Origin of the sequence: Mesorhizobium sp. M0019, assembly GCF_040323975.1 — a bacterium.
In the GTDB taxonomy this organism is placed as follows: domain Bacteria; phylum Pseudomonadota; class Alphaproteobacteria; order Rhizobiales; family Rhizobiaceae; genus Mesorhizobium.
The window spans coordinates 20,939-43,305 of record NZ_JAMYVK010000017.1 but is presented as its reverse complement, the minus strand read 5'-3'; the positions used below and the strand labels follow the sequence as shown (position 1 = coordinate 43,305).

Below are 22,367 nucleotides of genomic sequence, written 5' to 3'. Positions count from 1 at the left end.
GCCGCATCTCAGAGCGCCGACAATTTGAGCTCGATCCGCTCGGCCGGGAAGCGCGACTCCGAAAACTGTATCGGCTGACCGTCGGGCGTGACGTTGACGGCGACCGTCACCAGCACGATGGCGCCGGGCTGCAGCTCGAGGTCCGCAAGGTCGGCGGCATCGGCATGGCGCGCCGACAGCACGGTAGATTGCCTGAGATAGTCGTCGATGCCGAAACGTGCCAGCGATGCGGTGATCGAACCGGTTTCCGCCATGGCGGCATCGATGCCGGCAAAGCGCCTGGCATCGAACCAGCCGGCCGCGCGGGACACCGGCATTCCATCGGCTTCGCCGCGCGTTTCCAGGCGTATCACATCGGCCCCCGTCGCAAGGCCTAAGCCCTCTGCGACACGACGGTTGGCCGGCTCGATCGATGACGCGAGCAAGGTGATATGCCGCTCGGACGCCTGTCCTTGCAATCCCTCGGAAAAGCGGGTGCGGGCGCCGATCGGATAAGACAGCCGCTTGCGCGACAGCACGAAGGTGCCGCGCCCCTGCTCCGCCCTGAGCACACCCTCCTGCACCAGCGCTGCGATAGCGCTGCGCACCGTGTGGCGGTTGACGCCATGGCGTCCGGCCAACGCGATCTCCGGCGGCAGCGCCGCATTTTCGGGAAAATCGCCGACGGCAATCGAATGCAGGATCTGATCGGCGATCTGCCGCCACAGCGCGACACCGCTGCGCCGCTCGATGCTGTTGGCTTGTCCGATCATCTCCCGCCCCAATTCCTTGCGCCGATCTTTTGGCCCGTGTCATGCACCCGTCATAGACACGCATTAGATAATAGGTATAATTTGTATAATTGTCTATATCAATAGACAAATTTTCGATGCAAGGGAATGTTAACCATGCGAGGACAGGAAGCGCGCGATCAGGCTGAGCGCAAGGCCGTGATGGCAACGCTGGCGCAATCGACCGGCGACGATATCGTCCGCCTCTGGGACGAAGCCGGCCTGCCTTGCGAAGCGGAACTTCTGCGTGGCCCCGAAACCGGCCTGGTTACGGTACGCGGCCGCATCGGCGGCGGCGGCGCGCCCTTCAATGTCGGCGAGGCGACGGTCACCCGTGCCACGGTGCGGCTTGCGTCCGGCCATGTCGGCCACTGCTACGCGCTCGGCCGCGACAAGCAGAAGGCAAGGCTGGCGGCAATCGCCGATGCGCTGTGGCAGGACCCGGCCCACCGCAATGAGGTCGAGACCAGGATCGTTGCGCCCTTGCAGGCGGCACTGGCCAAGGCGCGTGAACAGCTCCGCGCCGAGACGGCGGCGACCAAGGTCGATTTCTTCACCATGGTGCGCGGAGAAGACTGATGGATATCGCCACTCAATCCATTGAAGGCGGCTTCGCCGATCCGGTATTCAATGCCCAGACCGTATTCCGTGCCGTGATGGACGCGATGGCGCGGCCGGGCAGCGTCCAGCCCTTGCCGGCCCTTGCCCACCCCCCGGTGCCGCTGTCGGCCACCGCCGGCGCCGTTGCGCTGACGCTGTGCGACAACGACACGCCGCTCTGGCTCGACCCGGCTTTGCAGGGGTCGGCGGCAGTGAAATCCTGGCTTGGCTTCCATACCGGCGCGCCGCTGGCCAACACCCCGGCCGACGCGCATTTCGCGCTGATCGCCACGCCGGCCGAGATGATGGCGCTCGACGGGTTTTCGCAAGGCACCCAGGATTATCCCGATCGCTCCACGACGCTGATCCTCGAGGTCGGCGATCTCGTCTCCGGCGCTGCGCTGCTGCTCGAAGGCCCGGGCATCGAGAAGACGGCGACGATCGCGCCGGCGCAAATGCCGCGCCATTTCGTCGAGCAATGGAAGCAGAACAACCAGCGTTTTCCGCGTGGCGTCGATATCATCCTCGCCACGTTCGACGCAATTGCCTGCCTGCCGCGCACGACGCGCATCAAGATCATGGAGGCGTAGCATGTATGTGGCGGTAAAGGGTGGCGAGACGGCCATTCGAAATGCTCACAAATTGCTCGCCGACCGCCGGCGCGGCGACCGTTCGGTGCCGGCACTTCGTCTAGACCAGATCGTCGAGCAGCTGGCGCTCGGCGTCGACCGGGTGATGAGCGAAGGTTCGCTCTACGACAGGGAACTGGCGGCATTGGCGATCGTCCAGGCGCGCGGCGACATGATCGAGGCGATCTTCCTGGTTCGCGCCTATCGCACCACGCTGCCGCGTTTCGGCTACACCAGGGCGATCGACACCGGCACGATGCTGGTCGAGCGGCGGGTGTCGGCGACCTACAAGGACCTGCCCGGCGGGCAGCTGCTCGGCCCGACTTTCGACTACACCCACCGGCTGCTCGATCCCGAGCTTGCCGCCGGCGGCGAAGTCGCCGAGCCGGAACAGCGTGCCGGCGAGGCGGAAGCGATGCCGCGCGTCTCGGCCATCCTCGCCCGCGAAGGCCTGATCGAGCCTGATGGCGACATGCCTGGGGATCGTGTCCCCGGCGACATCACCCGCGAGCCGCTGGAATTCCCGATGGCGCGCGACATCCGCCTGCAGGCGCTGTCACGCGGCGACGAGGGGTTTCTGCTGGCGCTCGGCTATTCCACCCAACGCGGCTATGCGCGCAACCATCCCTTCGTCGGCGAAGTTCGCATCGGCGAGGTCGAACTGGAACTGGACGTGCCGGAACTGCCCTTTGCCGTGCCGCTCGGCAGCATCCGCGTCACCGAATGCCAGATGGTCAACCAGTTCAAGGGCTCGGCCAAGGCGCCGCCGCAATTCACCCGCGGCTACGGCCTCGTCTTCGGCCAGAGCGAACGCAAGGCGATGGCCATGGCGCTGTGCGACCGCGCGCTGCGCGCCTCGGAGTTGGGCGAGGATGTCATCGCCGCCGCGCAGGACGAGGAGTTCGTCATCTCGCATTCCGACAATGTCCAGGCGACCGGCTTCGTCGAGCATCTGAAGCTGCCGCATTATGTCGACTTCCAGGCCGAGCTCGACCTCGTGCGCCGCATGCGCACCGAGCACGACGCCCGCGAAAATGCCGGCAAGGGCGAAGAGAAGAGGCAGGCAGCGGAATGACTTCAGTTAGCTCCACCACCGTGACCTCCCCCGTCTGGGGAATGGCCTCCGGATCCGCCGTAACCGTTACTGCCGCCAATGGTCTCGCCTTGCGCGCCTTCCCTCGGCTCAGGAAGAACCATTCTTCGAAGCACAAAGGCAACCACCCCGACGAACACCAGCAACAGGATTCCGAGGCGCATCCATCCGGTCGGGGTCATCGGAGCCCAGCCCCTTTTCCGTGTCTTGGAACTCAATTCGGTAGCACAGAGCGGAAGCGATCGCCATGACCGACATCGCCACCTACAACTTCGCCTATCTTGACGAACAGACCAAGCGGATGATCCGCCGCGCCATCCTCAAGGGCATCGCCATTCCTGGCTATCAGGTGCCGTTCGCCTCGCGCGAAATGCCGATGCCCTATGGTTGGGGCACCGGCGGCGTCCAGGTTACCGCTTCGATCATTGGCCCGGACGATGTGCTCAAGGTCATTGACCAGGGCGCCGACGACACCACCAATGCCGTCTCGATCCGCGCCTTCTTCAAGAAGGTCGCCAATGTCGCGGTCACCACCGAAACGGCCAAGGCGACCATCATCCAGACCCGCCACCGCATCCCTGAATATCCGCTGAGTGCCGGTCAGGTGCTGGTCTACCAGGTGCCGATCCCCGAGCCGCTGCGCTTCCTCGAGCCGCGGGAAACGGAGACGCGCAAAATGCATGCGCTGGAGGAATACGGCCTTATGCATGTGAAGCTCTACGAGGACATCGCCAGGCACGGCCGCATCGCCACCACCTACGCCTACCCGGTCAAGGTTGAGGGCCGCTATGTGATGGATCCCTCGCCGACGCCGAAATTCGACAATCCGAAGATGCACCGTTCGCCGGCTTTGCAATTGTTCGGCGCCGGCCGCGAAAAGCGCATCTACGCGCTGCCGCCCTTCACCGATGTGGTCAGCCTCGATTTCGAGGACCATCCGTTCGAGGTGCAGACCTTCGACCAGCCCTGCGCGCTGTGCGCGGCCGAGAACGTCTATCTCGACGAGGTCATCCTCGACGACCATGGCGGCCACATGTTCGTCTGCTCCGATACCGATCATTGCGAGAAGCGGCGCAACGCCCCTACCTCCCCCTTGTGGGGAGGTCGCGCCGAAGGCGCGGGTGGGGGTACTGCCACCGCCTCACCCCCCACCCCGGCGCTACGCGCCGACCCTCCCCACGAGGGGGAGGGTAAGGAGAAGCAATGACCGACGAACCTTTGCTGCGCGTTTCGGCGCTGTCCAAATCCTACGGCTCGCGCGTCGGCTGCGAGAACGTCACTTTTGACCTCTGGCCGGGCGAAGTGCTGGCGGTGGTCGGCGAATCTGGTTCCGGCAAGACGACGCTGCTCAACTGCCTGTCAACTCGACTGCTGCCCAGTTCCGGCACCGCCAGCTACCGGATGCGCGACGGCCAGTTTCGCGAACTCTACCGCATGAGCGAGGCCGAGCGCCGCTTCCTGATGCGCACCGATTGGGGTTTTGTCCATCAGAACCCGGCGGACGGGCTGCGCATGACGGTGTCGGCCGGCGCCAATGTCGGCGAGCGGTTGATGGCGGTCGGCGACCGCCACTATGGAAAAATCCGCGCCACCGCCGTCGACTGGCTGTCGCGCGTCGAGATCGACGAGGATCGCATCGACGACGAGCCGCGCGCCTTTTCCGGAGGCATGCGCCAGCGCCTGCAGATCGCCCGCAACCTCGTCACCGGGCCGCGGCTGGTGTTCATGGACGAGCCAACCGGCGGCCTCGACGTCTCGGTGCAGGCGCGCCTGCTCGATCTGTTGCGCGGCCTGGTCACCGATCTCGGCCTGGCCGCCATCGTCGTCACCCACGATCTCGCCGTGGCGCGGCTGTTGTCGCAGCGCATGATGGTGATGAAGGACGGCCGCGTCGTCGAAAGCGGCCTCACCGACCGCGTCCTCGACGATCCGCGCGCGCCTTATACCCAGTTGCTTGTCTCCTCGATTCTGCAGGTGTGACGATGATTGCTCCGGCGTACCCCCCTCTGGCCTGCCGGCCATCTCCCCCTCAAGGGGGGAGATCAGCAGCTTTTATGGCCCGCCCGTTCTGCGACACAGGAGAATGGCGAAACCGAATGCGACTGCCAATCCCCCCCCTTGAGGGGGAGATGGCAAGTTTTGGCAAAGAGGGCAGGCCAGAGGGGGGTGTTGGCCCGCAGACGAATGACGATTGGAGAACGCTCTGATGGCAACCCCGCTCGTTGTCTCCGATGTCGCGAAGAGCTTCACCATGCATCTGCGCGACGGCATCAAACTGCCGGTGGTCGCCGGTGTCTCGTTCGCGATCAGGGCCGGCGAATGCGCCGTGCTCGGCGGCCCGTCCGGCGCCGGCAAGAGCTCGATCCTGAAAATGCTCTACGGAAATTATGCCGCCGATGAAGGCCAGATCATCGTCCAGCACGAGGGCGGGCTCATCGATCTCGCCTCGGCCAGCCCGCGCACCGTGCTTGCCGTGCGCCGGCTTACCATCGGCTATGTCAGCCAGTTCCTGCGCACCGTACCGCGTGTCTCTGCGCTCGACGTCGTGGCCGAACCGCTGGTCGAGCGCGGCGAGGAGCGCGAGGTCGCGCACGGCAAGGCACGCGCCTTGCTGGCGCAGCTCAACCTGCCGGAGAAGCTCTGGGCGCTGCCGCCGGCGACGTTCTCCGGCGGTGAACAGCAGCGCGTCAACATCGCGCGCGGCTTCATCACCGAGCACCCGATCCTGCTGCTCGACGAGCCGACCGCTTCGCTCGATGCCAGGAACCGCGATGTGGTGATTTCCCTGATCGTCGCCAAGAAGGCAGCGGGCGTCGCTTTGCTCGGCATCTTCCACGATCACGACGTGCGTGAGGCGGTCGCCGACCGCGTCATCGACGTGACCGCCTTCGCCGCCGGGAAAATCGCCGCATGACCAGGAAACTGTCGGAGGCGCCGCTGATCCACGAGACGGCGGAAGTCGAGAACTCGACGCTTGGCCGCTGGACCGAGATCGCCGAGCGCTGCCGGGTTTCCGAAAGCACGCTCGGCGACTATTCCTACATGATGCAGGACTGCGGCGTCTGGTGCGCAACGATCGGCAAATTCGCCAACATCGCCGCAAGCGTGCGCATCAACGCTACCAACCATCCGACCTGGCGGCCGACGCTGCACCATTTCACCTATCGCGCCTCGGATTATTGGGACGACGCCGAGCACGAGAGCGAATTCTTCGCCAAGCGCCGCGCCAAACGCGTCACCATCGGCCACGACACCTGGCTCGGCCACGGCTCGACCATCCTGCCGGGCGTCACCGTCGGCGATGGCGCGGCGGTCGGTGCCGGTGCGGTGGTGTCGAAGGACGTCGCGCCCTACACCATCGTCGCCGGCGTACCGGCCAAGCCGATCCGCGAACGCTTCGACCGCCGCACCGCGGAGCGCTACCAGGCGCTCGCCTGGTGGGACTGGGACCACGCAAGGCTGCGCGCCGCGCTCGACGATTTTCGGGAATTGTCGGCGGAGGCGTTTCTGGAGAAATATGGCGGCTGAGGGTCGTGAAATGGTGAATGGTGAATGTGAATGGGGGCAGCGGACAGGTTTCGAGGCTCAGGGAAGCCGTTCTTATCACCATTCACCATTCGAGCTTCTCGCGCCGAGTTGATCCCGCCCCGCTCCAGGCTGTGGGCAGTAACAAAACTGACATCGTTCCGACACCGCAGGTTCATGCGGCTGCGCTAGCCAGGGTAAACAGACCTTCAATTGCGATTGGACTGGAGCCTGCACCATGTCAGCTACGCTCGAAATCCGCGGCGTCACCCGCCGGTTCGGCAAGAACACCGCCGTCAGCAATGTTCACATCGCGATTCCGCAAGGCCAGATGGTCGGCATCATTGGCCGCTCCGGCGCCGGCAAATCGACGCTGCTGCGCATGATTAACCGCCTCATCGATCCCAGCCAGGGATCCATCCTGTTCAACGGCGTCGAGGTCTCCGGGTTGCGCGGCTCGCCGCTCCGGCGATGGCAGCGCGACTGCGCCATGATCTTCCAGCAGTTCAATCTCGTGCCGCGCCTCGATGTGCTGACCAATGTGCTGCTCGGCCGGCTCAACCACCGCTCGACGCTGTCCAACCTATTTGGCATGTTCTCCCGCGGTGAATGCGCCGAGGCGGTTGCAGCCCTCGAGCGCCTCGACATCGCCCGCACCGCCCTGCAGCCGGCCGGCACACTTTCCGGCGGCCAGCAGCAGCGCGTTGCGATTGCGCGCGCCATGATGCAGCAGCCGAAGGTGTTGCTGGCGGATGAGCCGATTGCCTCGCTCGATCCGCTCAACGCCAAGGTGGTGATGGATTCGCTGCAGGACATCAATTTGCGCGAGGGCATCACCGTCATCACAAATCTGCATACGCTGGATACGGCCCGCACCTACTGCAACCGCATCATCGGCATGGCCGCCGGCAAGGTCGTCTTCGACGGCCCGCCCGAAGCCCTCAACCGCGAGGCCGTGCGCATGGTCTACGGCGCCGACAGCAATGGCGGCGAAATCTCCGAGGCCATCACCTCCACCAGTGTCGCCATCAAACAGAAAATCGCTGCATCCGCCGGACCGCTCGAGCCCGCATTCCCGGGATATTGAGAACGGCCTGATCGCCCGCCCGCGTCAAAGGCACCTGTCAAAAAATTCGAACGCTACCGGCGCGAGGCCGGGACCAACAGGAGAGAGATAATGTTCAGGAAGATGGTTTTTGGCGCCGTTTCATTGCTCGCCATCGCGGCAAGCGCCGCTCACGCCCAGGATATCAAGGAATTCCGCATCGGCATCCTTGGCGGTGAAAACGAAGCGGACCGGCTGCGCAACTTTCAGTGCCTCGCCGATCACATGAAGTCCGAATTCGGCTTCGAGAAGGTCTCGCTGTTCCCGGCCGCCGACTATGACGGCGTTATCCAGGGCCTGCTCGGCGGCACGCTCGATTTCGCAGAGCTTGGCGCGTCGGGCTATGCCAGCGTCTACCTCAAGGATCCGAACGCCGTGACCCCGATCCTCACCACCCAGCAGACCGACGGCGCGACCGGCTATTATTCGATCGGCCTTGCGCTGAAGTCGTCCGGCATCACCGACATCAAGTCGGCCAAGGGCAAGAAGCTCGGCTATGCCGACCCGGATTCGACCTCCGGCTACCTGATCCCGCTGACCCAGATCCCGAAAGACACCGGCGCTTCGAACGAAACCTTCTTCGCCTCGACACAGTTCAATGGTGGCCACGAGAACAACCTCCTCGCCGTTCGCGACGGCAAGGTCGATGTTGCGGTTGACGATTCCTCTGGCATCGGCGACTTCAAGAACGGCTACACCTCCGGCACCTTCCACAAGGAAGTCGCCAAGGGCGCCGTGGACCCCAACGATTTCGTCGAAGTCTGGCGCTCCGGCTTGATCCCGAACGGCCCGCTGGTCGTGCGCACCGCACTCGGCGGCGATATGAGCGCCAAGCTCGCCAACTTCTTCACCAGCCTGCCGGCCAAGGACAAGCCTTGCTTCGAGGCCATCGAAGGCGGCGATTTCACCGGCTATGTTCCGGTGAAGCCGGACTTCTACAGCGTCATCGTCGAAGCCCGCAAAGCCGCGATCGGCGGCTGACGACAATTGCGGAAAGGGCGGCGTCCTCCAGCGCCGCCCTTTTTGCGTGTCCGCTCGTGACCCCGTATGACCTTCGCCGCTACAATTCGTTCAGACGCGGTCCGGCAGGCAGCAGACGCCTGGCGACGCCAGACGTCCTTGCGCCGGTTCTACACGGCGCTCGGCATCGGCTCACTGCTTGTCGCCATGTGCACAGCCATGTGGTTCGCCGACGAGGCCAATGCCGGACATTTCTTCGATCGGCTGCCGCACATACTGGATTTCCTTAGTTGGCTTGTTCCCAAGGACTGGAACGACGTCTGGCGGGCGCTGTTCGACATCGCATCGCCGCACGACAAGGGCAGCCAAGAGTTCAACTTCCCGCTTGGCCGCGTCTATCTCTGGGGCGGCTTTTATCTACCCGAATATTTCGAGCTGATGCTCACCACGCTTAACGTGGCGCTGGTTTCCACTTTCATCGGCTTTGTCTTTGCGGTGCCCTTTTCCTTCATCGCCGCGCGCAACTTGACGCCCAGTCCGGTGCTCAGGCTCGTCGTCAAGCGCTTCATGGAACTGCTTCGCGCCTTCCCCGAGATCGTCATTGCCGGCCTGTTCGCAGCCATCCTCTCGACCGGCCCGGTCGCAGCCATCATCGCCATCGGCCTGCATTCCATCGGCGCTCTCGGCAAGCTCTTCTACGAGATCAACGAAAACATCGACATGCGCGCCGAAGAAGGCCTGCGCGCGGTCGGCGCCAACTGGTTCGAGCGCGTGCGCTTTGCCGGCCTGCCGCAAGTGCTGCCCAATTTCATGTCCTACACGCTGCTCAGGATCGAGATCAATGTGCGTATCTCGACCATTATCGGCGCGGTCGGCGGTGGCGGCATCGGCGAGGAACTGAAGCTCTCCATCTCGCGCGGCTTCGGCGCCAAGACGCTGGCATTGGTGCTGCTGCTGTTCACGACGATCTTCCTCGTCGACCAGTTTTCCGCCTGGCTACGCCGCAAGCTCGTCGGCGAGCAGGCATTCATGATGGGTGCCTGACCATGATCCCAAAAAGTGGATTCCGGTTTTTGGAAAAGATCATGGCAAATCAACAAGAAGACTGCCCATGGCCGCAATGACCGCCGCTGAGATGCGGTCGATCGAGGAGCGCTTTCCCCAAGTGTTCCGGCGGCCCTTGTACAAACGCTTCGGCCCGCTGGTCCTGTTCACCGGCATCCTGCTCTATCTCCTCTACGCCTTGTGGTTCTTCAGCCTGCCGCAAGTGCTGAGGGAATCGCACTGGGAGCGCCTGCCGCTCTTCCTGACGCAATGGATCAGCTACGATCTGCAGCCGGAATTCCGTCTCGACCAGCCTCAGATCACACCCAGATACCCGCGTTTTTCGGCGCTCGGCGAAGATCCGCATCCCGATTGGGTCATCACCAACGCCAACGGCTCCTACACCATCCTGATCGACGGCCGGGCCAAATCGGTCATCTTCGACAAGACCGAGGCGACGCTGGTCGCCAATGGCCAGACGGTGCCGGTGTCCTTGGCCAGCGGCAAACCGGTAATATCCGGCCCGGTGCCGGAGTGGATCACCGCGCATGACGATGAGATCGTCGCCAGGATGGGCTTTGCCGGCGAGGTCCGTATAACCGTCGATCGCGTCAAGGTCCGCAAGCGCTTCCTCGGCTGGGCGAATTTCGTCTTCGACACACGCTCGCCCTTCTTCGGCAAGTCGCCCGGCGAGGTGGTCTCGTTGCTGGTGTCCGGACCCCAGCTCAAGCCGGGCACATCAAACATTGCGCTGGCCGCCGATAATATCTGGAACAACGCCCAATGGCAGCATGGCGACGTCTGGACGAAGCTGTTCCAGACCATCGTCATGGCGTTTCTCGGCACCTTACTCGGCGGCATCGTTGCCTTCCCGCTCGCCTTCTTCGCCGCCCGCAACATCACCCCGAGCGGCCTGCTTAGCCAGGTGCTAAAGCGGTTCTTCGATTTCATGCGTTCGGTCGACATGCTGATCTGGGCGCTGTTCTTCACCCGCGCCTTCGGCCCGGGCCCGCTTGCCGGCAGCGCCGCGATTTTCTTCACCGAGATCGGCACGCTCGGCAAAGTCTATTCGGAAGGCCTCGAGAACATCGATGACAAGCCACGCGAGGGCATCCAGTCGACCGGCGCCAACGGCTTGCTGGTGCAGCGCTATGGCGTGCTGCCGGAAGTGATCCCGGTCTTCATCAGCCAGACACTCTATCAGTGGGAATCCAACACCAGGGGCGCGACGATCATCGGCGCCGTCGGTGCCGGTGGCATCGGCCTGAAGCTCTGGGAGGCGATGCGCACCAATTCCAACTGGGCCAATGTCTTCTACATGGTACTCTTGGTCCTGCTCGTCGTTTTCATCTTCGACAACATTTCCAATTTCCTGCGCCGCCGCTTGAGCAGGACGATCCACGACTACAACCGGATCCAGGCCGGCCAGGGCTGACGGGGGCGTTGCGCAGGCGTGCGGTTAGGGCGCCTTCCTCCATCCATTCCTGATATGCCTGTAGCCGTCGCGGTAAACAGCTTCCGGGCCTTCGGAAAAGTCGCGCCACACCTTGGTGGCCGCGGCTAAATCCTTCAGCGAACGCCCGAACGCCTCGATCGTCAGCCAATCGTCGTAGCCGCTCTTGCGAATGGCGGAGAAAGTCTCCTTCCAGGGGACGTGGCCGCGGCCCGGCACGCCGCGATCGTTCTCCGAAATATGGATATGGACGATGTTCTTGCGGTTGCGCGTATAGGCGCCGATCGGGTCGGCCTCTTCGATGTTGGCATGGAACGTGTCGTACATCGCCTTGATGTGCGGCCGGTCGATCGCGTCGATATGCGCCGACAAATCGTCCATCGTGTTGAGCAGATAGCATTCGAAGCGGTTGAGCGCCTCCAGCCCGATGGTGACACCCTTGTTGCCGGCATGGTCACCGATGGCGCGCTGCGAAGCGATCGAACGTTTTTTCTCGGCCGCCGTCGGCCCGCTGCCGGAGAAGGCTCCGAGTGTGGAATGCAGCGGGCCGCTCAACGTGTTCGCGCCAAGCGCCTGAGCGCAGTCGATCGCCGATTTCATGTAGTCGATACCGGCCTTGCGCGTCGAGGCGTCGGCCGAGATCAGGTTCATCGCCGGATCGCCCATCGCCGAGACGGCGGTACGTTGCAGCCCGATGCGGTCGAGCAGCTCACCGAGCTTCTTGTAGTCGTCCGGCGTGCCGGAGAAGACCGGTATCTCGACGCCGTCGAAGCCGGTCGCCTTGATATCCCTCAACAACGGCTCGTGTTTTTTCGTGACACTGGTCGTCCACAACAACATGCACATGCCGATTTTCATCGACGCCCCTCCCCTTTGACGGCCGGGCTTGCTCCTCCGGCGACTTCGCCACAAGCCCCTCATCCGGCCACTTCGCGGCCACTTTCTCCCCGCTGGGGAGAAGATGCAGACGCCAACGCAGGCGATCTCCTCTCCCCTCGGGGAGAGATCGGAATGCCCCGAATTGCCCTTGCAATTCGGCCGGCAGTCCGGGTGAGGGGGATTTCCCGGTAACCGGACGCAGTGATTAAAGTTTCGTCCACGCTCCATTCTTCTTCGCCGATTTCACGCAGGCCTCGATGAAGGCCATGCCTTCGACGCCGTCTTGCACAGTCGGGAAAACGACATCCTTAGCCGGCTTGCCGCCCTTCCGGCGCGCCGCACGAATGGCCCGCGCGGCTTCCTGGTAGATGTTGGCGAAACCTTCGAGGTAGCCTTCCGGATGGCCTGGCGGAACGCGGCTGACGCGCCCGGCGACGGGCAACGCTCCCGCGCCGTTTCGGGTGATCAACTGCTTCGGCTGGCCGAACGGCGTGTACCAGAGATAGTTCGGATCGGCCTGTACCCATTCGAGCCCGCCCTTCGAGCCGTAGATGCGCAATTTCAGGCCGTTCTCGTGGCCGGGCGCCACCTGGCTTGCCCAGATCATGCCCTTCGCGGGGTGCGACCCGCCGACCGGCTTGAAGCGCAGCAGCACATTGATGTTGTCGTCGAGCAGCCGCCCCGGTACGAAGGCATCGAGATCGGCCGACAACGAATCGAGCTCCAGCCCGGAGACGAAACGGGCGAGGTTGTAGGCGTGCGTGCCGATATCGCCCAGCGCACCGCCGGCACCGGCCTGCTTGGGGTCTGAGCGCCACGCAGCCTGCTTCTGGCCGGTTGCGGCCAGATCTTCGGTCAGCCAGTCCTGCGGATATTCCGACTGCACGATGCGGATATCGCCGAGCTGTCCTTTGGCCACCATCTCGCGTGCCTGCCGCACCATCGGATAGGCGGTGTAGTTATGCGTCAGCACAAACACCTTGCCGGTCTTTTCGACCAGCGCCGCCAGCTTCTTTGCCTCGGCCAGCGTCGTCGCCAGCGGCTTGTCGCAGATGACGTGGATGCCGGCCTCGAGAAAAGCCTTGGCGGCCGGCACGTGCACATTGTTCGGCGTGACGATGGCCACCACCTCGATGCCGTCCGGCCGCTTGGCCTCGGCCTTGGCCATCTCGGCATAGGAGCCGTAGCTGCGTGCCGGATCGAGCCCAAGCTCGGCCGCCGAGGCCTTGGCGCGCTCCGGATTCGACGACAAGGCGCCGGCAACCAGCACGAACTCGTTATCAATGCGCGCCGCGATGCGGTGCACCGCGCCGATAAAGGCGCCTTGTCCGCCGCCAACCATGCCGTAGCGGATCGGACCGCCTCCCGTTTCCGTCTTCGATGCGCCAACCACGATTTTCTCCCTCGTTATCTGAGATACCCCTCCCCCTTGAGGGGAGGGTCGACGCGTAGCGCGGGGTGGGGTCGCCGGGCATGAAGCTCGGCATGGACCGACCCCACCCGGCCCCCCGGGCCACCCTCCCCTCGGGAGGGATATCTGTGCTAGATCCCCATCATGCCGCGCAGCACCTTTTTATCGGTCGTGCCGCCGGCGAAATCGTCGAATGCTTTTTCCGTCACCCTGATGATGTGGTGCTGGATGAAGGGGGCGCCTTCGGCAGCACCATCCTCCGGGTGCTTGAGGCAGCATTCCCATTCCAGCACCGCCCATGAATCGTAATTGTATTGGGTGAGCTTGGAGAAGATGCCGCCGAAATCCACCTGCCCGTCGCCGAGCGAGCGGAAACGTCCGGCACGGCTGGTCCAGCTCTGGTAACCGGAATAGACGCCTTGCCGCCCGGTCGGATTGAACTCGGCATCCTTGACGTGGAACGCCTTGATCCGCTCGTGGTAGATGTCGATGAATTCGAGATAATCGAGCTGCTGCAGCAGGAAGTGGGACGGGTCGTAGTTGATGTTGCAGCGCTTATGGCCGCCGACCGCATCGAGGAACATCTCGAATGTCGCGCCGTCGAACACGTCCTCGCCCGGATGGATTTCGTAGCCGACATCGACGCCGTTCTCGTCATAGACGTCGAGGATCGGCTTCCAGCGCTTGCCCAGCTCGGCAAATGCTTCCTCGATCAGTCCCGCCGGCCGCTGCGGCCATGGGTAGAGGTATGGGAAGGCCAACGCGCCGCAAAACGACACCGACGCCTTGAGCCCGAGATTCTTCGACGCCTTGGCGGCGAACTTCATCTGTTCGACCGCCCATTGCTGCCTGGCTTTTGGATTGTTGTGCACCGCAGCCGGCGCAAAGCCGTCGAACTGCGCGTCATAGGCGGGATGCACCGCCACCAGTTGCCCCTGCAGATGCGTCGACAGTTCGGTGATTTCGACGCCGGCATCGGCGCACATGCCCTTCACCTCGTCGCAATAGGCCTTGGAGGAGGCTGCCTTCTCGAGATCGAACAGTCGAGCGTCCCATGTCGGAATCTGCACGCCCTTGTAGCCCAGACCAGCCGCCCATTTGGTGATCGAGGCCAGCGAATTGAACGGCGCGGCGTCGCCCGCAAACTGCGCCAGGAACAGACCAGGCCCCTTCATCGTCGTCGGCATCGGCATCTCCCTATGTTTCACGACCAAGCATAGCGCCGATTGAAAACAGGGCCAGCGTCTTTGGTCTCTTTGCACAGCGCGCTCAGCGCTGCTATTCTGGTATTACCAAATGCCGAAATCTGGTCAAGCCATTTGACGCGCTGCGACGGTCCTGCAACCATGCCGAGTTAAGCCACATGTTTAAGTATAATCAATAGCATAGACAGGAGCCAACGCTTGATGGCAGCAGTTCTTGCCGTCCAGATGAAATTACTGTAGACCTCCCTTCAAGCCCAATTGGTCGAACCAGTTTGCAAAAAATGCTGGGACGCCTTGGGGAGGAATCATGCGGCACGCTTCGGCAGAGTGCGCCGCAGGCGAACTGGTACAGGCGATTCTGGGAAGGATAGACCATGCATCTTTCGACGCACAATTGGATGCGGGCGGAGCCGCTGGAAACGACGCTCAAGCGCATCAAGAAATTCGGCTACGAGTCGATCGAGATCTCCGGCGAACCCGAACAGTACAAGCCCAAGGAGACGCGCGCACTGTTGAACGAGTACGGCATTCGCTGCTGGGGAGCGGTGACGCTGATGCTGGGCGAGCGCAATCTCGCCGCCAAGGACCAGGGCCAGCGCGAGCGCTCGGTGCAGTATGTCAAGGACGTGCTGACCATGGTCAGCGAACTTGATGGCGAGATCATCACGCTGGTTCCGGCCACCGTCGGCAAGGTGGTGCCGGACGGCACCGAGGAAGAGGAGTGGAAATGGGTGGTCGACGCCACCCGGGAATGCTTTACCCACGCCAAGAAGGTCGGCGTCAAGATCGCGGTCGAGCCGCTCAACCGCTTCGAGACCTATCTGTTCAACCGCGGCGCCCAGGCACTGGCGCTGGCCGATGCGGTCAGTCCCGAATGCGGCGTCTGCCTCGACGCCTACCACATCCACATGGAAGAATTTAACGTCTACGACGCCATCCGGCAGGTCGGCAAGCGCCTGTACGACTTCCATGTCGCCGACAACAACCGCTTCGCCGCCGGCCTCGGGCAGATCGACTGGCCGAAGATCGTCGGCACGCTGAAGGAGATCGGCTATGACGGCGCGCTGACCAATGAATTCGTCGCCCCCGTCGACCGCACGCCGGCTGCCCCCTATCCCGACATGGTCGAACGCAACCCCGTCGACATCTCGCCGGAGCAGCTGAAATTCATTCAGGACCACGGCTCCAGCGTGCTCACGGAGAAATTCTACACCGACCAGATGCGCATCAACGCGGAAACGCTGCTGCCGCTGATCAAGTAGCCGAGCCGTTTGGAAAGAGCCCTTCCGCCTCACCGCGGCCGGGCCGAGGATGAACATGCGCATCAAGACGGTCCAAGCCTGGTGGGTCCGCATACCGATCGAAGCCGCGAAGCAGCACCGCAGCGACTTCGGTCAGGTGGCGACGTTCGACGCCGCCATCCTGCGCATCGAAACCAACGACGGGCTGGTCGGCTGGGGCGAAGGCAAGAATGCCGCCGGCAGCGCCGGCAGTTACGGCGCCCTTGTCCATTTGCTGAACTACGAGGTCGGCCCGCAGCTGGTCGGCCGCGACCCGGCTGACATCGGCGTCATCTGGGAGATGCTCTATAATGGCACGCGCCACGACAGCGCCGCTCGCGCCGGCCACGCCATGCCGCAATTGGCGCGACGCGGCATGAGCATCGCGGCTATCAGCGCCGTCGACATCGCATTGTGGGACATTCTTGGCAAATCGCTCGGCGTTCCGGTCTGGCGGCTGCTCGGCGGCCGCAAGCTGGACCGCATGCCGGCCTATGCTTCCGGCGGCTGGGCCACTGCGGAAGCCATCGGCGACCAGCTGCAGTCCTACATCGCCAAGGGCGGTTTCAAGGCGCTGAAGATGCGCGTCGGCGCCATGGACGGCGCCCCACATATCTCGGCCGCTCGCGTCCGTGCCGCCAGACAGGCGCTCGGTCCCGATATCGACCTGATGGTCGACGCGCACGGCACCTACACGGTGGCCGAAGCCAAGCGCTTTATCCATCTCGCCGGCGACCTCGATCTCGCCTGGTTCGAGGAGCCGGTGATCGCCGACGACAAGCCCGGCATGGCCGAGGTGCGCGCCTGCGGTTCGATCCCGATCGCCACCGGCGAAAGCGAGGCGACGCGCTATGCCTTCCGCGACCTCGCCGTGCTAAAATCCGCCGATATCTTCCAGCCGGATCCGGCCTTTTGCGGTGGCATCAGCGAGGCGATGAAGATCGGCACCATCGCCAGCGCCTTCAATCTGCGCTTTGCGCCGCATCTTTGGGCCGGCGCGCCCTGCTTCTTTGCCGGGCTGCATGTCTGCGCTGCTTCGCCGGCGAGCTTCACCGTCGAATATTCGCTCGGCGCCAACCCGATGATCCACGATCTGATCGAAGAGACTGTCGAAGCAAAGGACGGTATGGTAGCGATCCCTGATAGACCCGGGCTGGGATTCACCATTTCGGAGCGGTTCCTGGAGGCGCACGCGCAACACGGCTGACATGAAAGAAAAGAACCTTCTCGCGGAACTCGCCGCCTATCTGTTCTCCCATTCGGACAAGGAGACGGGCCGCACGCCGTCGGAGCGCGAACTGGCAGAGCATTTCAGCGTCAGCCGCGGCCAGATCCGCGAGGCGCTGGCCATTCTCGAGGCCATGCGCATCGTCGAGCGACGGGCGAAATCCGGCATCTACATCGATACGAAGCAGGCGAGCGTCGAGGCGATGGCGCTGTTCGCCCGCGCCGGCCTGCCGCTCGATCCCGTCCAGATCTACGAGACGGTCGAGTTGCGCAAGATCCACGAGATCAAGGCCGCCGAACTTGCCTGTTCACGCGCCACCGAGGAGAATTTCGAGCGGCTGCGCGAGATCCTGAAGGCCTCCGAGGATCGCATCGCCGCCGGTGAAGGGCTTGCCCGGGAAGACCGCGAGTTCCACCTCGAGATCGTGCGGGCGACCAAGAACAGCGTCTTCCACAATATCTGCAGCGTCTACTACATGATGGGTGAACTGCGCCTGCCGATCTATTTCAACGATCCCGAACGCAGCGTGCGCTCCCATGCCGAGCATATCCAGATCTACGAGGCGCTGCTGCGCCGCGATGGCAATCTCGCCCAGGCGCTGATGAGCGCCCACCTGCAAGGCGCGGAAAGCTACTGGAAGGGGCTGATCGAGGGGCGTGGGGCGGAACCGGAAAGCCCTGCGCTCGAAAAGGCCTGAAATGCTCAAGATCCTGTCAACACACAGACTGCACCCTCGTGCCGCTTCCATGCTGACCGGGGCCGGCGAACTCGTCGTTGCTTCCGCCCTCGATGCGGCCACGCTGGCCGCCGAGGCGAGGAACGCCGATGTCATCATCGTTCGCGCTCCCTTGCCTGCGGCGCTTTTCGAAGGCGCGAAGAAGCTCAGGGCCGCGATCCGCCACGGCGCCGGGCTGGACATGGTACCGATGGAAGCGGCCAATGCGGCCGGCGTGCTGGTGGCGAACGTGCCGAGGGTGAACGCGCGATCTGTCGCCGAATATGTGATGTTCGCGGCGCTGGCGCTGCTTAGGCGCTTCCGTGTGTTGGACCGCGACTTGCGTGCGAAGGGCTGGCTGGCGGGCCGCGAACACACGGTGGTGGCCAGCGAGCTAGCGGGCAAGACGATCGGCATTGTCGGCCTCGGCGCGATCGGTCAGGCGGTTGGCCACATCGCCGCCCATGGGTTCGATCTGAATGTGGTGGCGACGACGCGCAGCATGCGGCCGGCGCCGGACAGGGTCGGCTTCCTGTCGATCGATGCACTCATCGAGCAGAGCGACATCATCGTTCTGTGCTGCCCGCTGACGCCCGAAACACGGGGGCTGATCAGCCGCGAGCGCATTGAGCGGATGAAGCCGGATGCGCTGCTGATCAATGTTTCGCGCGGGCCGGTGATCGATGACGACGCGCTGATCGAGGCCTTGCAGAAGGGCCGCATCGGCGGCGCTGCGCTCGATGTTTTTGCTACACAACCGCTACCGCCCAACCATCCTTATTTCGGCTTCGACAACGTCATCGTCACCCCGCACATGGCTGGGATTACCGAGCAGTCGATGATGCGCATGGGCGTCGGCGCGGCTGGCGAAGCCTTGCTGGTGCTGGCCAACAGATTGCCGGTCAATCTGCGCAACCCCGAAGCGGTCGAGCACTACCGGCGGCGGTTCCCTGCCGATTTCTGAAAGCGCCCCAATTTTCCCGAATTCGCCGGCGATGGTGCCGGCATGGCAAGCGTCACAAAATTCCTGCTGACCGCCGGCTTCTGCGTGGCGACGGCGCAAGCCTTCGCCAACGGACAGGGTAGCTACGTGTTCTGCGACAACGGCATACGCTGCGTGGCGGCACCCTGTCCATCGAACAGCGCACTCGACCTCGCTGCTGGGAAGCTCATCAAAGGCGTTTCAATCGACATCGATCGCCTGCCCCAGCAAGACAAGGCGCTCGATCTTTCAGACAAGCTCTATGCCGGCAAGGTCGTTGTTGTCGGCTCGATCGAGAACCGCACCCGGACCTTCAACGGCAAGCGGTACACCCTGCCTTGGCTGGTCGCCACCAGCATCGAACGCGCCGCCAAGGACAGCGAACGCGGCCACTGCTCGTCGCGCTGACACGCGCTATCCGATCAATTTGCAAGCAGCCCCTCCACGCCCGCTGCGATGCGCAGCAGGTGGTGGTCATGGCCATTGCGCGCCACCAGCATCAGCCCGGCCGGACGCGTCATTCCCGGCATCGGCAGCGAGATGGCTGATAGATCGAATTGGTTGGCGACCTGCGTGTTGCGCAGCAGAAGGCCTTCCGTCCTGTTGCACAGAGCCTCGTCGCTGGTCATCGACACGATCGTCGGCGCCGTCACCGGTGTGGTCGGCAGGGCCAGCACGTCGACCGACGCCAGCCGGTCATCCATCGCGGCGGCCAGCGCCGTGCGGCGGCGCATTGCCCTGATATAGACCGTGGCCGGAATGGCGGCGGCGCGCGACAATGGCCCGCTTACCCGCGGGTCGACCGGCCTCGTCGCTCCCATCGCCAGCCAGTCGGCATGGATCTCCGCCCCTTCCATCGCCGCGATCGACGCGCGTTGGGTTGCCACGCGCAGATCGGCAAGCAGGTCGTCGATCGACAGCTCCACAAGCCGTGCGCCGCTAAGCTCTATCTTGCGCAGACACCGGTCGAACGTCGTCGCGACCTCTTCCTGCGTATCATCGAACAGCACGCCGCGCGCAATACCGATGCGCAGGCCGTCCAGCGGCAGCGGCAACAGTGCCGCCAGGTTTTCGCCCGACATCACTGCATCGGCCGCCGCACATTCGGCGACGGTGCGGGCCAGCGGACCGATCGAGTCCAGCGTGGCTGACAGCGGAAACGCACCCGTGAGCGGCACGCGCCGCGCAGTCGGCTTGAAACCGACGACGCCATTCAGCGATGCCGGAATGCGCACCGAACCACCGGTATCGGAACCGATGGAGATTTCGCTGGTGCCTTCGCCCACCGAAACGCCGGCGCCTGAGGAGGAGCCGCCCGGAATACGGCTGGCATCGCTAGCATTGCCGGGCGTGCCATAATGTGGATTGACGCCGATCGCAGTAAAGGCGAACTCGGTCATGTTGGTCTTGCCGAGGATGATTGCACCGGCCTGGCGCAACTGTTGCACGACAATGGCATCCCGCAGCGCCGGCGCTGCGTTGGCGAGCAGCAGAGAGCCCGCCGTGGTCGGCTCGCCGGCGACATCGAACAGATCCTTGATCGAGACGATCGCCCCATCGAGCGGCCCGAGCGTGACGCCGGCTTTTCGCCGCGCATCGGTGGCGTCCGCCGCCGCCCGTGCGGCTTCCGGGTAGAGCTTTACGAAAACCCTCTCATCGTCGACGCGAGCGGCAAGAGGCGAAAGAATTGCTTCGAGGTGATCGCGGGCTGATTGCATTTTTCGGTGTCGGACTCCGCGCGCTTGCAACGTCTTAACGTAGTAGCCAGAAACTGGCCGCAGGAGACATAGCCCGGCACGGTCGGATTTGCACCTGTCGAACCGAAGGAGGAAGGCCCGATGCTCTACCAAGGCAGCTGCCACTGCGGCAAGGTCGCGTTCGAGGTCGAAGGCGAGCTGACCGGAGCCGTTCGGTGCAATTGCTCGATCTGCTCGCGCAAGGGTGCACTGCTATGGGCAGTTCCGCATGAGAGCATGTGGGTGCTTGCCTGGGGCGATGATCTCGGCCGCTACAGCTTCGGCAACCATGTCATCGCCCACCGCTTCTGCCGCAGCTGCGGCATTCACCCCTTCGCCGAGGATATCGGCGAAGGGAGCGGGCGAAGTGCCTATATCAATATTAATTGCATCGAGGCGTTGGACGTCGCCGCCGTGCCGGTCTTCGACTTCGACGGCCGTTCCGTTTAGGCCTTGGGGTCGTCGATCGGCTTGGGGCCAAGGAAGAACGCCGCCAGTGCCGCAAGCAACGTCGCCGCCGCGCAATAGGCGAAGGCGGTGGCAACGCCGGTATTGTCGACCAGCAGGCCGCCGAAGACGGCGCCCAACGCGATGGCGACCTGGAACGTCATAACCATGAGCCCACCGGCGCTTTCCGCCTGATCGGGGGCGGCCCGCACCAGCCAGGTCTGCAGCCCGACTGGTACGGCGCCGAAGGCAAAGCCCCAGCTGCCCACTGCTATTGCAGCCACGACGGGTGAACCTCCGACCACCAGCAGCAGGAGCGCCGAAAACGCGATCAGCAGGGGCGCCAGGCTGATGGCTGCCTTGAGGCTGCGTTCGGCAATGAAGCCGCCGGCAAAATTGCCGAAGAAGCCACCAATGCCGTAGGCGAGCAGCACAAGCGAGATCGTCTCGATGTCCAGCGCGGGCACCTTCTCGAGAAACGGGCGGACATAGGTGAAGCCGGCAAAATGTCCCGAGGCGACCAGCAGCACCACCAGCAGTGCCACCCTGATCATCGGCCGCTTCATCACCTCCAGCAGCGTGCGAAAACCTGCCGTACCTGCAGGCGGCAGCTTCGGAATGGTAGCCACCTGCACCAGCAGCGCCAGCGCACCGACCACGGCGGCGATCATGAACGCCGTCCGCCAGCCCCAGATGTCGCCGACATAGGCGCCGACCGGAGCCGCGCAGACCGTCGCCACCGAAACGCCGGTGAGAATGATCGACATGGCGCGCGGCATCAGCCGCATTGGGACAAGCCGCATCGCCATGGCCGCCGACATCGACCAGAAGCCGCCGAGACTGATCCCGAGCATGATGCGGGCGATCAGAAGAACAGGAAGCGACGACGCAAACGCGGCCACCAGGTTTGACAGCACAAGCAGCACAGTCAGCGCCAACATGACCAGCCTGCGGTCCAGCCGCTTGGTGACAATAGCCATGGTCGGCGCCGCAATCGCGCCAATGACGGCCGTCGCCGTTACCGCCTGCCCGGCGGCGCCTTCGGTGATGCCGAGATCCTGCGCAAGCGGCGTCAGCAGGCTGGCCGGCAGAAATTCTGCGGTCACCAGGCCGAAGACTCCGAGCGCCAGGGAAACCACCGCCCCCCATGCGGGCTCGGATCGTTCGCCGGTTTCCGATGGATCGAGAACGGCGTCCATGACGCCTGTCGCGGGTTCGGTCATGAGGGATCTCCGGTCTGTTGCAGCGCAGCATTTGGCTGCAATGCAACATAAGGAGTGACTAGCTGGAGTTTCCATGCTAGAA

General features: G+C 63.8%; 23 protein-coding genes. 17 read left to right on the top strand and 6 right to left on the bottom strand.

Going from position 1 to position 22,367, the window contains the following annotated elements; genetic code table 11:
• Window positions 1-8: 8 nt before the first annotated feature.
• Window positions 9-752 carry a phosphonate metabolism transcriptional regulator PhnF gene (phnF, locus tag NKK47_RS14605; protein ID WP_352577421.1) on the bottom strand — a complete coding sequence of 248 codons (744 nt, stop codon included), beginning with the start codon at window positions 750-752 and terminating at the stop codon, window positions 9-11.
• 135 nt (window positions 753-887) lie between these two features.
• On the opposite strand from phnF, the gene phnG reads away from it, so the two are divergent.
• From phnG to phnE (NKK47_RS14550), 11 genes are all read left to right on the top strand, one after another.
• Window positions 888-1,349: a phosphonate C-P lyase system protein PhnG gene (gene phnG / locus NKK47_RS14600; protein WP_352577420.1), complete on the top strand. Its 462-nt coding sequence runs from the start codon at window positions 888-890 to the stop codon at window positions 1,347-1,349.
• Window positions 1,349-1,960: a phosphonate C-P lyase system protein PhnH gene (phnH, locus tag NKK47_RS14595; protein ID WP_352577419.1), complete on the top strand. Its 612-nt coding sequence runs from the start codon at window positions 1,349-1,351 to the stop codon at window positions 1,958-1,960. Before phnG ends, phnH begins: the two co-directional genes overlap by 1 nt.
• Window position 1,961: 1 nt before the next feature.
• On the top strand, window positions 1,962-3,074 hold the full coding sequence (locus NKK47_RS14590; protein ID WP_352577418.1) for a carbon-phosphorus lyase complex subunit: 1,113 nt from the start codon (window positions 1,962-1,964) through the stop codon (window positions 3,072-3,074).
• A 265-nt stretch (window positions 3,075-3,339) separates the two neighbouring features.
• Window positions 3,340-4,299: an alpha-D-ribose 1-methylphosphonate 5-phosphate C-P-lyase PhnJ gene (locus NKK47_RS14585; protein ID WP_502899011.1), complete on the top strand. Its 960-nt coding sequence runs from the start codon at window positions 3,340-3,342 to the stop codon at window positions 4,297-4,299.
• Window positions 4,296-5,072 (top strand): phosphonate C-P lyase system protein PhnK, encoded by a 777-nt coding sequence (gene phnK / locus NKK47_RS14580; RefSeq protein ID WP_352577417.1) that lies wholly within the window; start codon window positions 4,296-4,298, stop codon window positions 5,070-5,072. The genes NKK47_RS14585 and phnK overlap by 4 nt, the downstream gene beginning before the upstream one ends.
• A gap of 226 nt (window positions 5,073-5,298) precedes the next feature.
• Entirely contained in the window at window positions 5,299-6,006 is a 708-nt protein-coding gene (gene phnL / locus NKK47_RS14575; protein WP_352577416.1) for a phosphonate C-P lyase system protein PhnL, read from the top strand.
• Window positions 6,003-6,620 carry a DapH/DapD/GlmU-related protein gene (locus NKK47_RS14570; protein ID WP_352577415.1) on the top strand — a complete coding sequence of 206 codons (618 nt, stop codon included), beginning with the start codon at window positions 6,003-6,005 and terminating at the stop codon, window positions 6,618-6,620. The genes phnL and NKK47_RS14570 overlap by 4 nt, the downstream gene beginning before the upstream one ends.
• A 235-nt stretch (window positions 6,621-6,855) precedes the next feature.
• A complete protein-coding gene (phnC, locus tag NKK47_RS14565) occupies window positions 6,856-7,704 on the top strand; it encodes a phosphonate ABC transporter ATP-binding protein (protein ID WP_023675197.1) in 849 nt (282 codons plus the stop codon).
• A 90-nt stretch (window positions 7,705-7,794) separates the two neighbouring features.
• Window positions 7,795-8,703 (top strand): phosphonate ABC transporter substrate-binding protein, encoded by a 909-nt coding sequence (phnD, locus tag NKK47_RS14560; RefSeq protein ID WP_352539454.1) that lies wholly within the window; start codon window positions 7,795-7,797, stop codon window positions 8,701-8,703.
• Between the two features lie 66 nt (window positions 8,704-8,769).
• The gene (phnE, locus tag NKK47_RS14555; RefSeq protein ID WP_023675195.1) at window positions 8,770-9,726 is read left to right on the top strand and encodes a phosphonate ABC transporter, permease protein PhnE; all 957 of its coding nucleotides are present in this window, start codon (window positions 8,770-8,772) and stop codon (window positions 9,724-9,726) included.
• Window positions 9,727-9,793: 67 nt separating this feature from the next.
• Entirely contained in the window at window positions 9,794-11,161 is a 1,368-nt protein-coding gene (phnE, locus tag NKK47_RS14550) for a phosphonate ABC transporter, permease protein PhnE (protein ID WP_352577414.1), read from the top strand.
• 24 nt (window positions 11,162-11,185) lie between these two features.
• Here phnE (NKK47_RS14550) and NKK47_RS14545 read toward each other — a convergent pair whose 3' ends face one another.
• The 3 genes from NKK47_RS14545 to NKK47_RS14535 form a co-directional block, all read right to left on the bottom strand.
• Window positions 11,186-12,037, bottom strand: a complete 852-nt coding sequence (locus NKK47_RS14545) for a sugar phosphate isomerase/epimerase family protein (RefSeq protein ID WP_352456817.1) — start codon at window positions 12,035-12,037, stop codon at window positions 11,186-11,188.
• A 226-nt stretch (window positions 12,038-12,263) separates the two neighbouring features.
• Window positions 12,264-13,451, bottom strand: a complete 1,188-nt coding sequence (locus NKK47_RS14540; RefSeq protein WP_352577413.1) for a Gfo/Idh/MocA family protein — start codon at window positions 13,449-13,451, stop codon at window positions 12,264-12,266.
• Window positions 13,452-13,600: 149 nt separating this feature from the next.
• On the bottom strand, window positions 13,601-14,656 hold the full coding sequence (locus NKK47_RS14535) for a sugar phosphate isomerase/epimerase family protein (RefSeq protein ID WP_352577412.1): 1,056 nt from the start codon (window positions 14,654-14,656) through the stop codon (window positions 13,601-13,603).
• Window positions 14,657-15,048: 392 nt separating this feature from the next.
• On the opposite strand from NKK47_RS14535, the gene NKK47_RS14530 reads away from it, so the two are divergent.
• Genes NKK47_RS14530 through NKK47_RS14510 form a run of 5 tightly spaced genes read left to right on the top strand, consistent with a single transcriptional unit; the run spans window position 15,049 to window position 19,287 of the window.
• Window positions 15,049-15,936, top strand: coding sequence for a sugar phosphate isomerase/epimerase family protein (locus tag NKK47_RS14530; protein WP_023675190.1), 888 nt, complete (start codon window positions 15,049-15,051; stop codon window positions 15,934-15,936).
• Between the two features lie 55 nt (window positions 15,937-15,991).
• Entirely contained in the window at window positions 15,992-17,161 is a 1,170-nt protein-coding gene (locus tag NKK47_RS14525; RefSeq protein WP_352577411.1) for a mandelate racemase/muconate lactonizing enzyme family protein, read from the top strand.
• A 1-nt stretch (window position 17,162) separates the two neighbouring features.
• The gene (locus NKK47_RS14520) at window positions 17,163-17,879 is read left to right on the top strand and encodes a FadR/GntR family transcriptional regulator (protein WP_292661187.1); all 717 of its coding nucleotides are present in this window, start codon (window positions 17,163-17,165) and stop codon (window positions 17,877-17,879) included.
• A 1-nt stretch (window position 17,880) separates the two neighbouring features.
• Entirely contained in the window at window positions 17,881-18,861 is a 981-nt protein-coding gene (locus NKK47_RS14515; protein WP_352577410.1) for a hydroxyacid dehydrogenase, read from the top strand.
• Between the two features lie 42 nt (window positions 18,862-18,903).
• On the top strand, window positions 18,904-19,287 hold the full coding sequence (locus NKK47_RS14510; RefSeq protein ID WP_023675186.1) for a DUF6748 domain-containing protein: 384 nt from the start codon (window positions 18,904-18,906) through the stop codon (window positions 19,285-19,287).
• Window positions 19,288-19,301: 14 nt separating this feature from the next.
• On the opposite strand, the gene NKK47_RS14505 is transcribed toward NKK47_RS14510, so the two are convergent.
• Entirely contained in the window at window positions 19,302-20,597 is a 1,296-nt protein-coding gene (locus NKK47_RS14505) for an amidase (RefSeq protein WP_352577409.1), read from the bottom strand.
• Between the two features lie 120 nt (window positions 20,598-20,717).
• On the opposite strand from NKK47_RS14505, the gene NKK47_RS14500 reads away from it, so the two are divergent.
• Window positions 20,718-21,065, top strand: coding sequence for a GFA family protein (locus NKK47_RS14500; RefSeq protein WP_352577407.1), 348 nt, complete (start codon window positions 20,718-20,720; stop codon window positions 21,063-21,065).
• Here NKK47_RS14500 and NKK47_RS14495 read toward each other — a convergent pair.
• Window positions 21,062-22,285, bottom strand: coding sequence for an MFS transporter (locus NKK47_RS14495; RefSeq protein ID WP_352577405.1), 1,224 nt, complete (start codon window positions 22,283-22,285; stop codon window positions 21,062-21,064). The two genes, NKK47_RS14500 and NKK47_RS14495, sit on opposite strands and share 4 nt — an antisense overlap.
• Window positions 22,286-22,367 lie beyond the last annotated feature (82 nt).

Bases quoted from the DNA above. Each gene is read 5' to 3' on its own strand.
- phnF (WP_352577421.1), bottom strand. From the start codon at position 752: ATGATCGGACAAGCCAACAGCATCGAGCGGCGCAGCGGTGTCGCGCTG.
- phnG (WP_352577420.1), top strand. From the start codon at position 888: ATGCGAGGACAGGAAGCGCGCGATCAGGCTGAGCGCAAGGCCGTGATG.
- phnH (WP_352577419.1), top strand. From the start codon at position 1,349: ATGGATATCGCCACTCAATCCATTGAAGGCGGCTTCGCCGATCCGGTA.
- NKK47_RS14590 (WP_352577418.1), top strand. From the start codon at position 1,962: ATGTATGTGGCGGTAAAGGGTGGCGAGACGGCCATTCGAAATGCTCAC.
- NKK47_RS14585 (WP_502899011.1), top strand. From the start codon at position 3,340: ATGACCGACATCGCCACCTACAACTTCGCCTATCTTGACGAACAGACC.
- phnK (WP_352577417.1), top strand. From the start codon at position 4,296: ATGACCGACGAACCTTTGCTGCGCGTTTCGGCGCTGTCCAAATCCTAC.
- phnL (WP_352577416.1), top strand. From the start codon at position 5,299: ATGGCAACCCCGCTCGTTGTCTCCGATGTCGCGAAGAGCTTCACCATG.
- NKK47_RS14570 (WP_352577415.1), top strand. From the start codon at position 6,003: ATGACCAGGAAACTGTCGGAGGCGCCGCTGATCCACGAGACGGCGGAA.
- phnC (WP_023675197.1), top strand. From the start codon at position 6,856: ATGTCAGCTACGCTCGAAATCCGCGGCGTCACCCGCCGGTTCGGCAAG.
- phnD (WP_352539454.1), top strand. From the start codon at position 7,795: ATGTTCAGGAAGATGGTTTTTGGCGCCGTTTCATTGCTCGCCATCGCG.
- phnE (WP_023675195.1), top strand. From the start codon at position 8,770: ATGACCTTCGCCGCTACAATTCGTTCAGACGCGGTCCGGCAGGCAGCA.
- phnE (WP_352577414.1), top strand. From the start codon at position 9,794: ATGGCCGCAATGACCGCCGCTGAGATGCGGTCGATCGAGGAGCGCTTT.
- NKK47_RS14545 (WP_352456817.1), bottom strand. From the start codon at position 12,037: ATGAAAATCGGCATGTGCATGTTGTTGTGGACGACCAGTGTCACGAAA.
- NKK47_RS14535 (WP_352577412.1), bottom strand. From the start codon at position 14,656: ATGCCGACGACGATGAAGGGGCCTGGTCTGTTCCTGGCGCAGTTTGCG.
- NKK47_RS14530 (WP_023675190.1), top strand. From the start codon at position 15,049: ATGCATCTTTCGACGCACAATTGGATGCGGGCGGAGCCGCTGGAAACG.
- NKK47_RS14525 (WP_352577411.1), top strand. From the start codon at position 15,992: ATGCGCATCAAGACGGTCCAAGCCTGGTGGGTCCGCATACCGATCGAA.
- NKK47_RS14520 (WP_292661187.1), top strand. From the start codon at position 17,163: ATGAAAGAAAAGAACCTTCTCGCGGAACTCGCCGCCTATCTGTTCTCC.
- NKK47_RS14515 (WP_352577410.1), top strand. From the start codon at position 17,881: ATGCTCAAGATCCTGTCAACACACAGACTGCACCCTCGTGCCGCTTCC.
- NKK47_RS14510 (WP_023675186.1), top strand. From the start codon at position 18,904: ATGGCAAGCGTCACAAAATTCCTGCTGACCGCCGGCTTCTGCGTGGCG.
- NKK47_RS14505 (WP_352577409.1), bottom strand. From the start codon at position 20,597: ATGCAATCAGCCCGCGATCACCTCGAAGCAATTCTTTCGCCTCTTGCC.
- NKK47_RS14500 (WP_352577407.1), top strand. From the start codon at position 20,718: ATGCTCTACCAAGGCAGCTGCCACTGCGGCAAGGTCGCGTTCGAGGTC.
- NKK47_RS14495 (WP_352577405.1), bottom strand. From the start codon at position 22,285: ATGACCGAACCCGCGACAGGCGTCATGGACGCCGTTCTCGATCCATCG.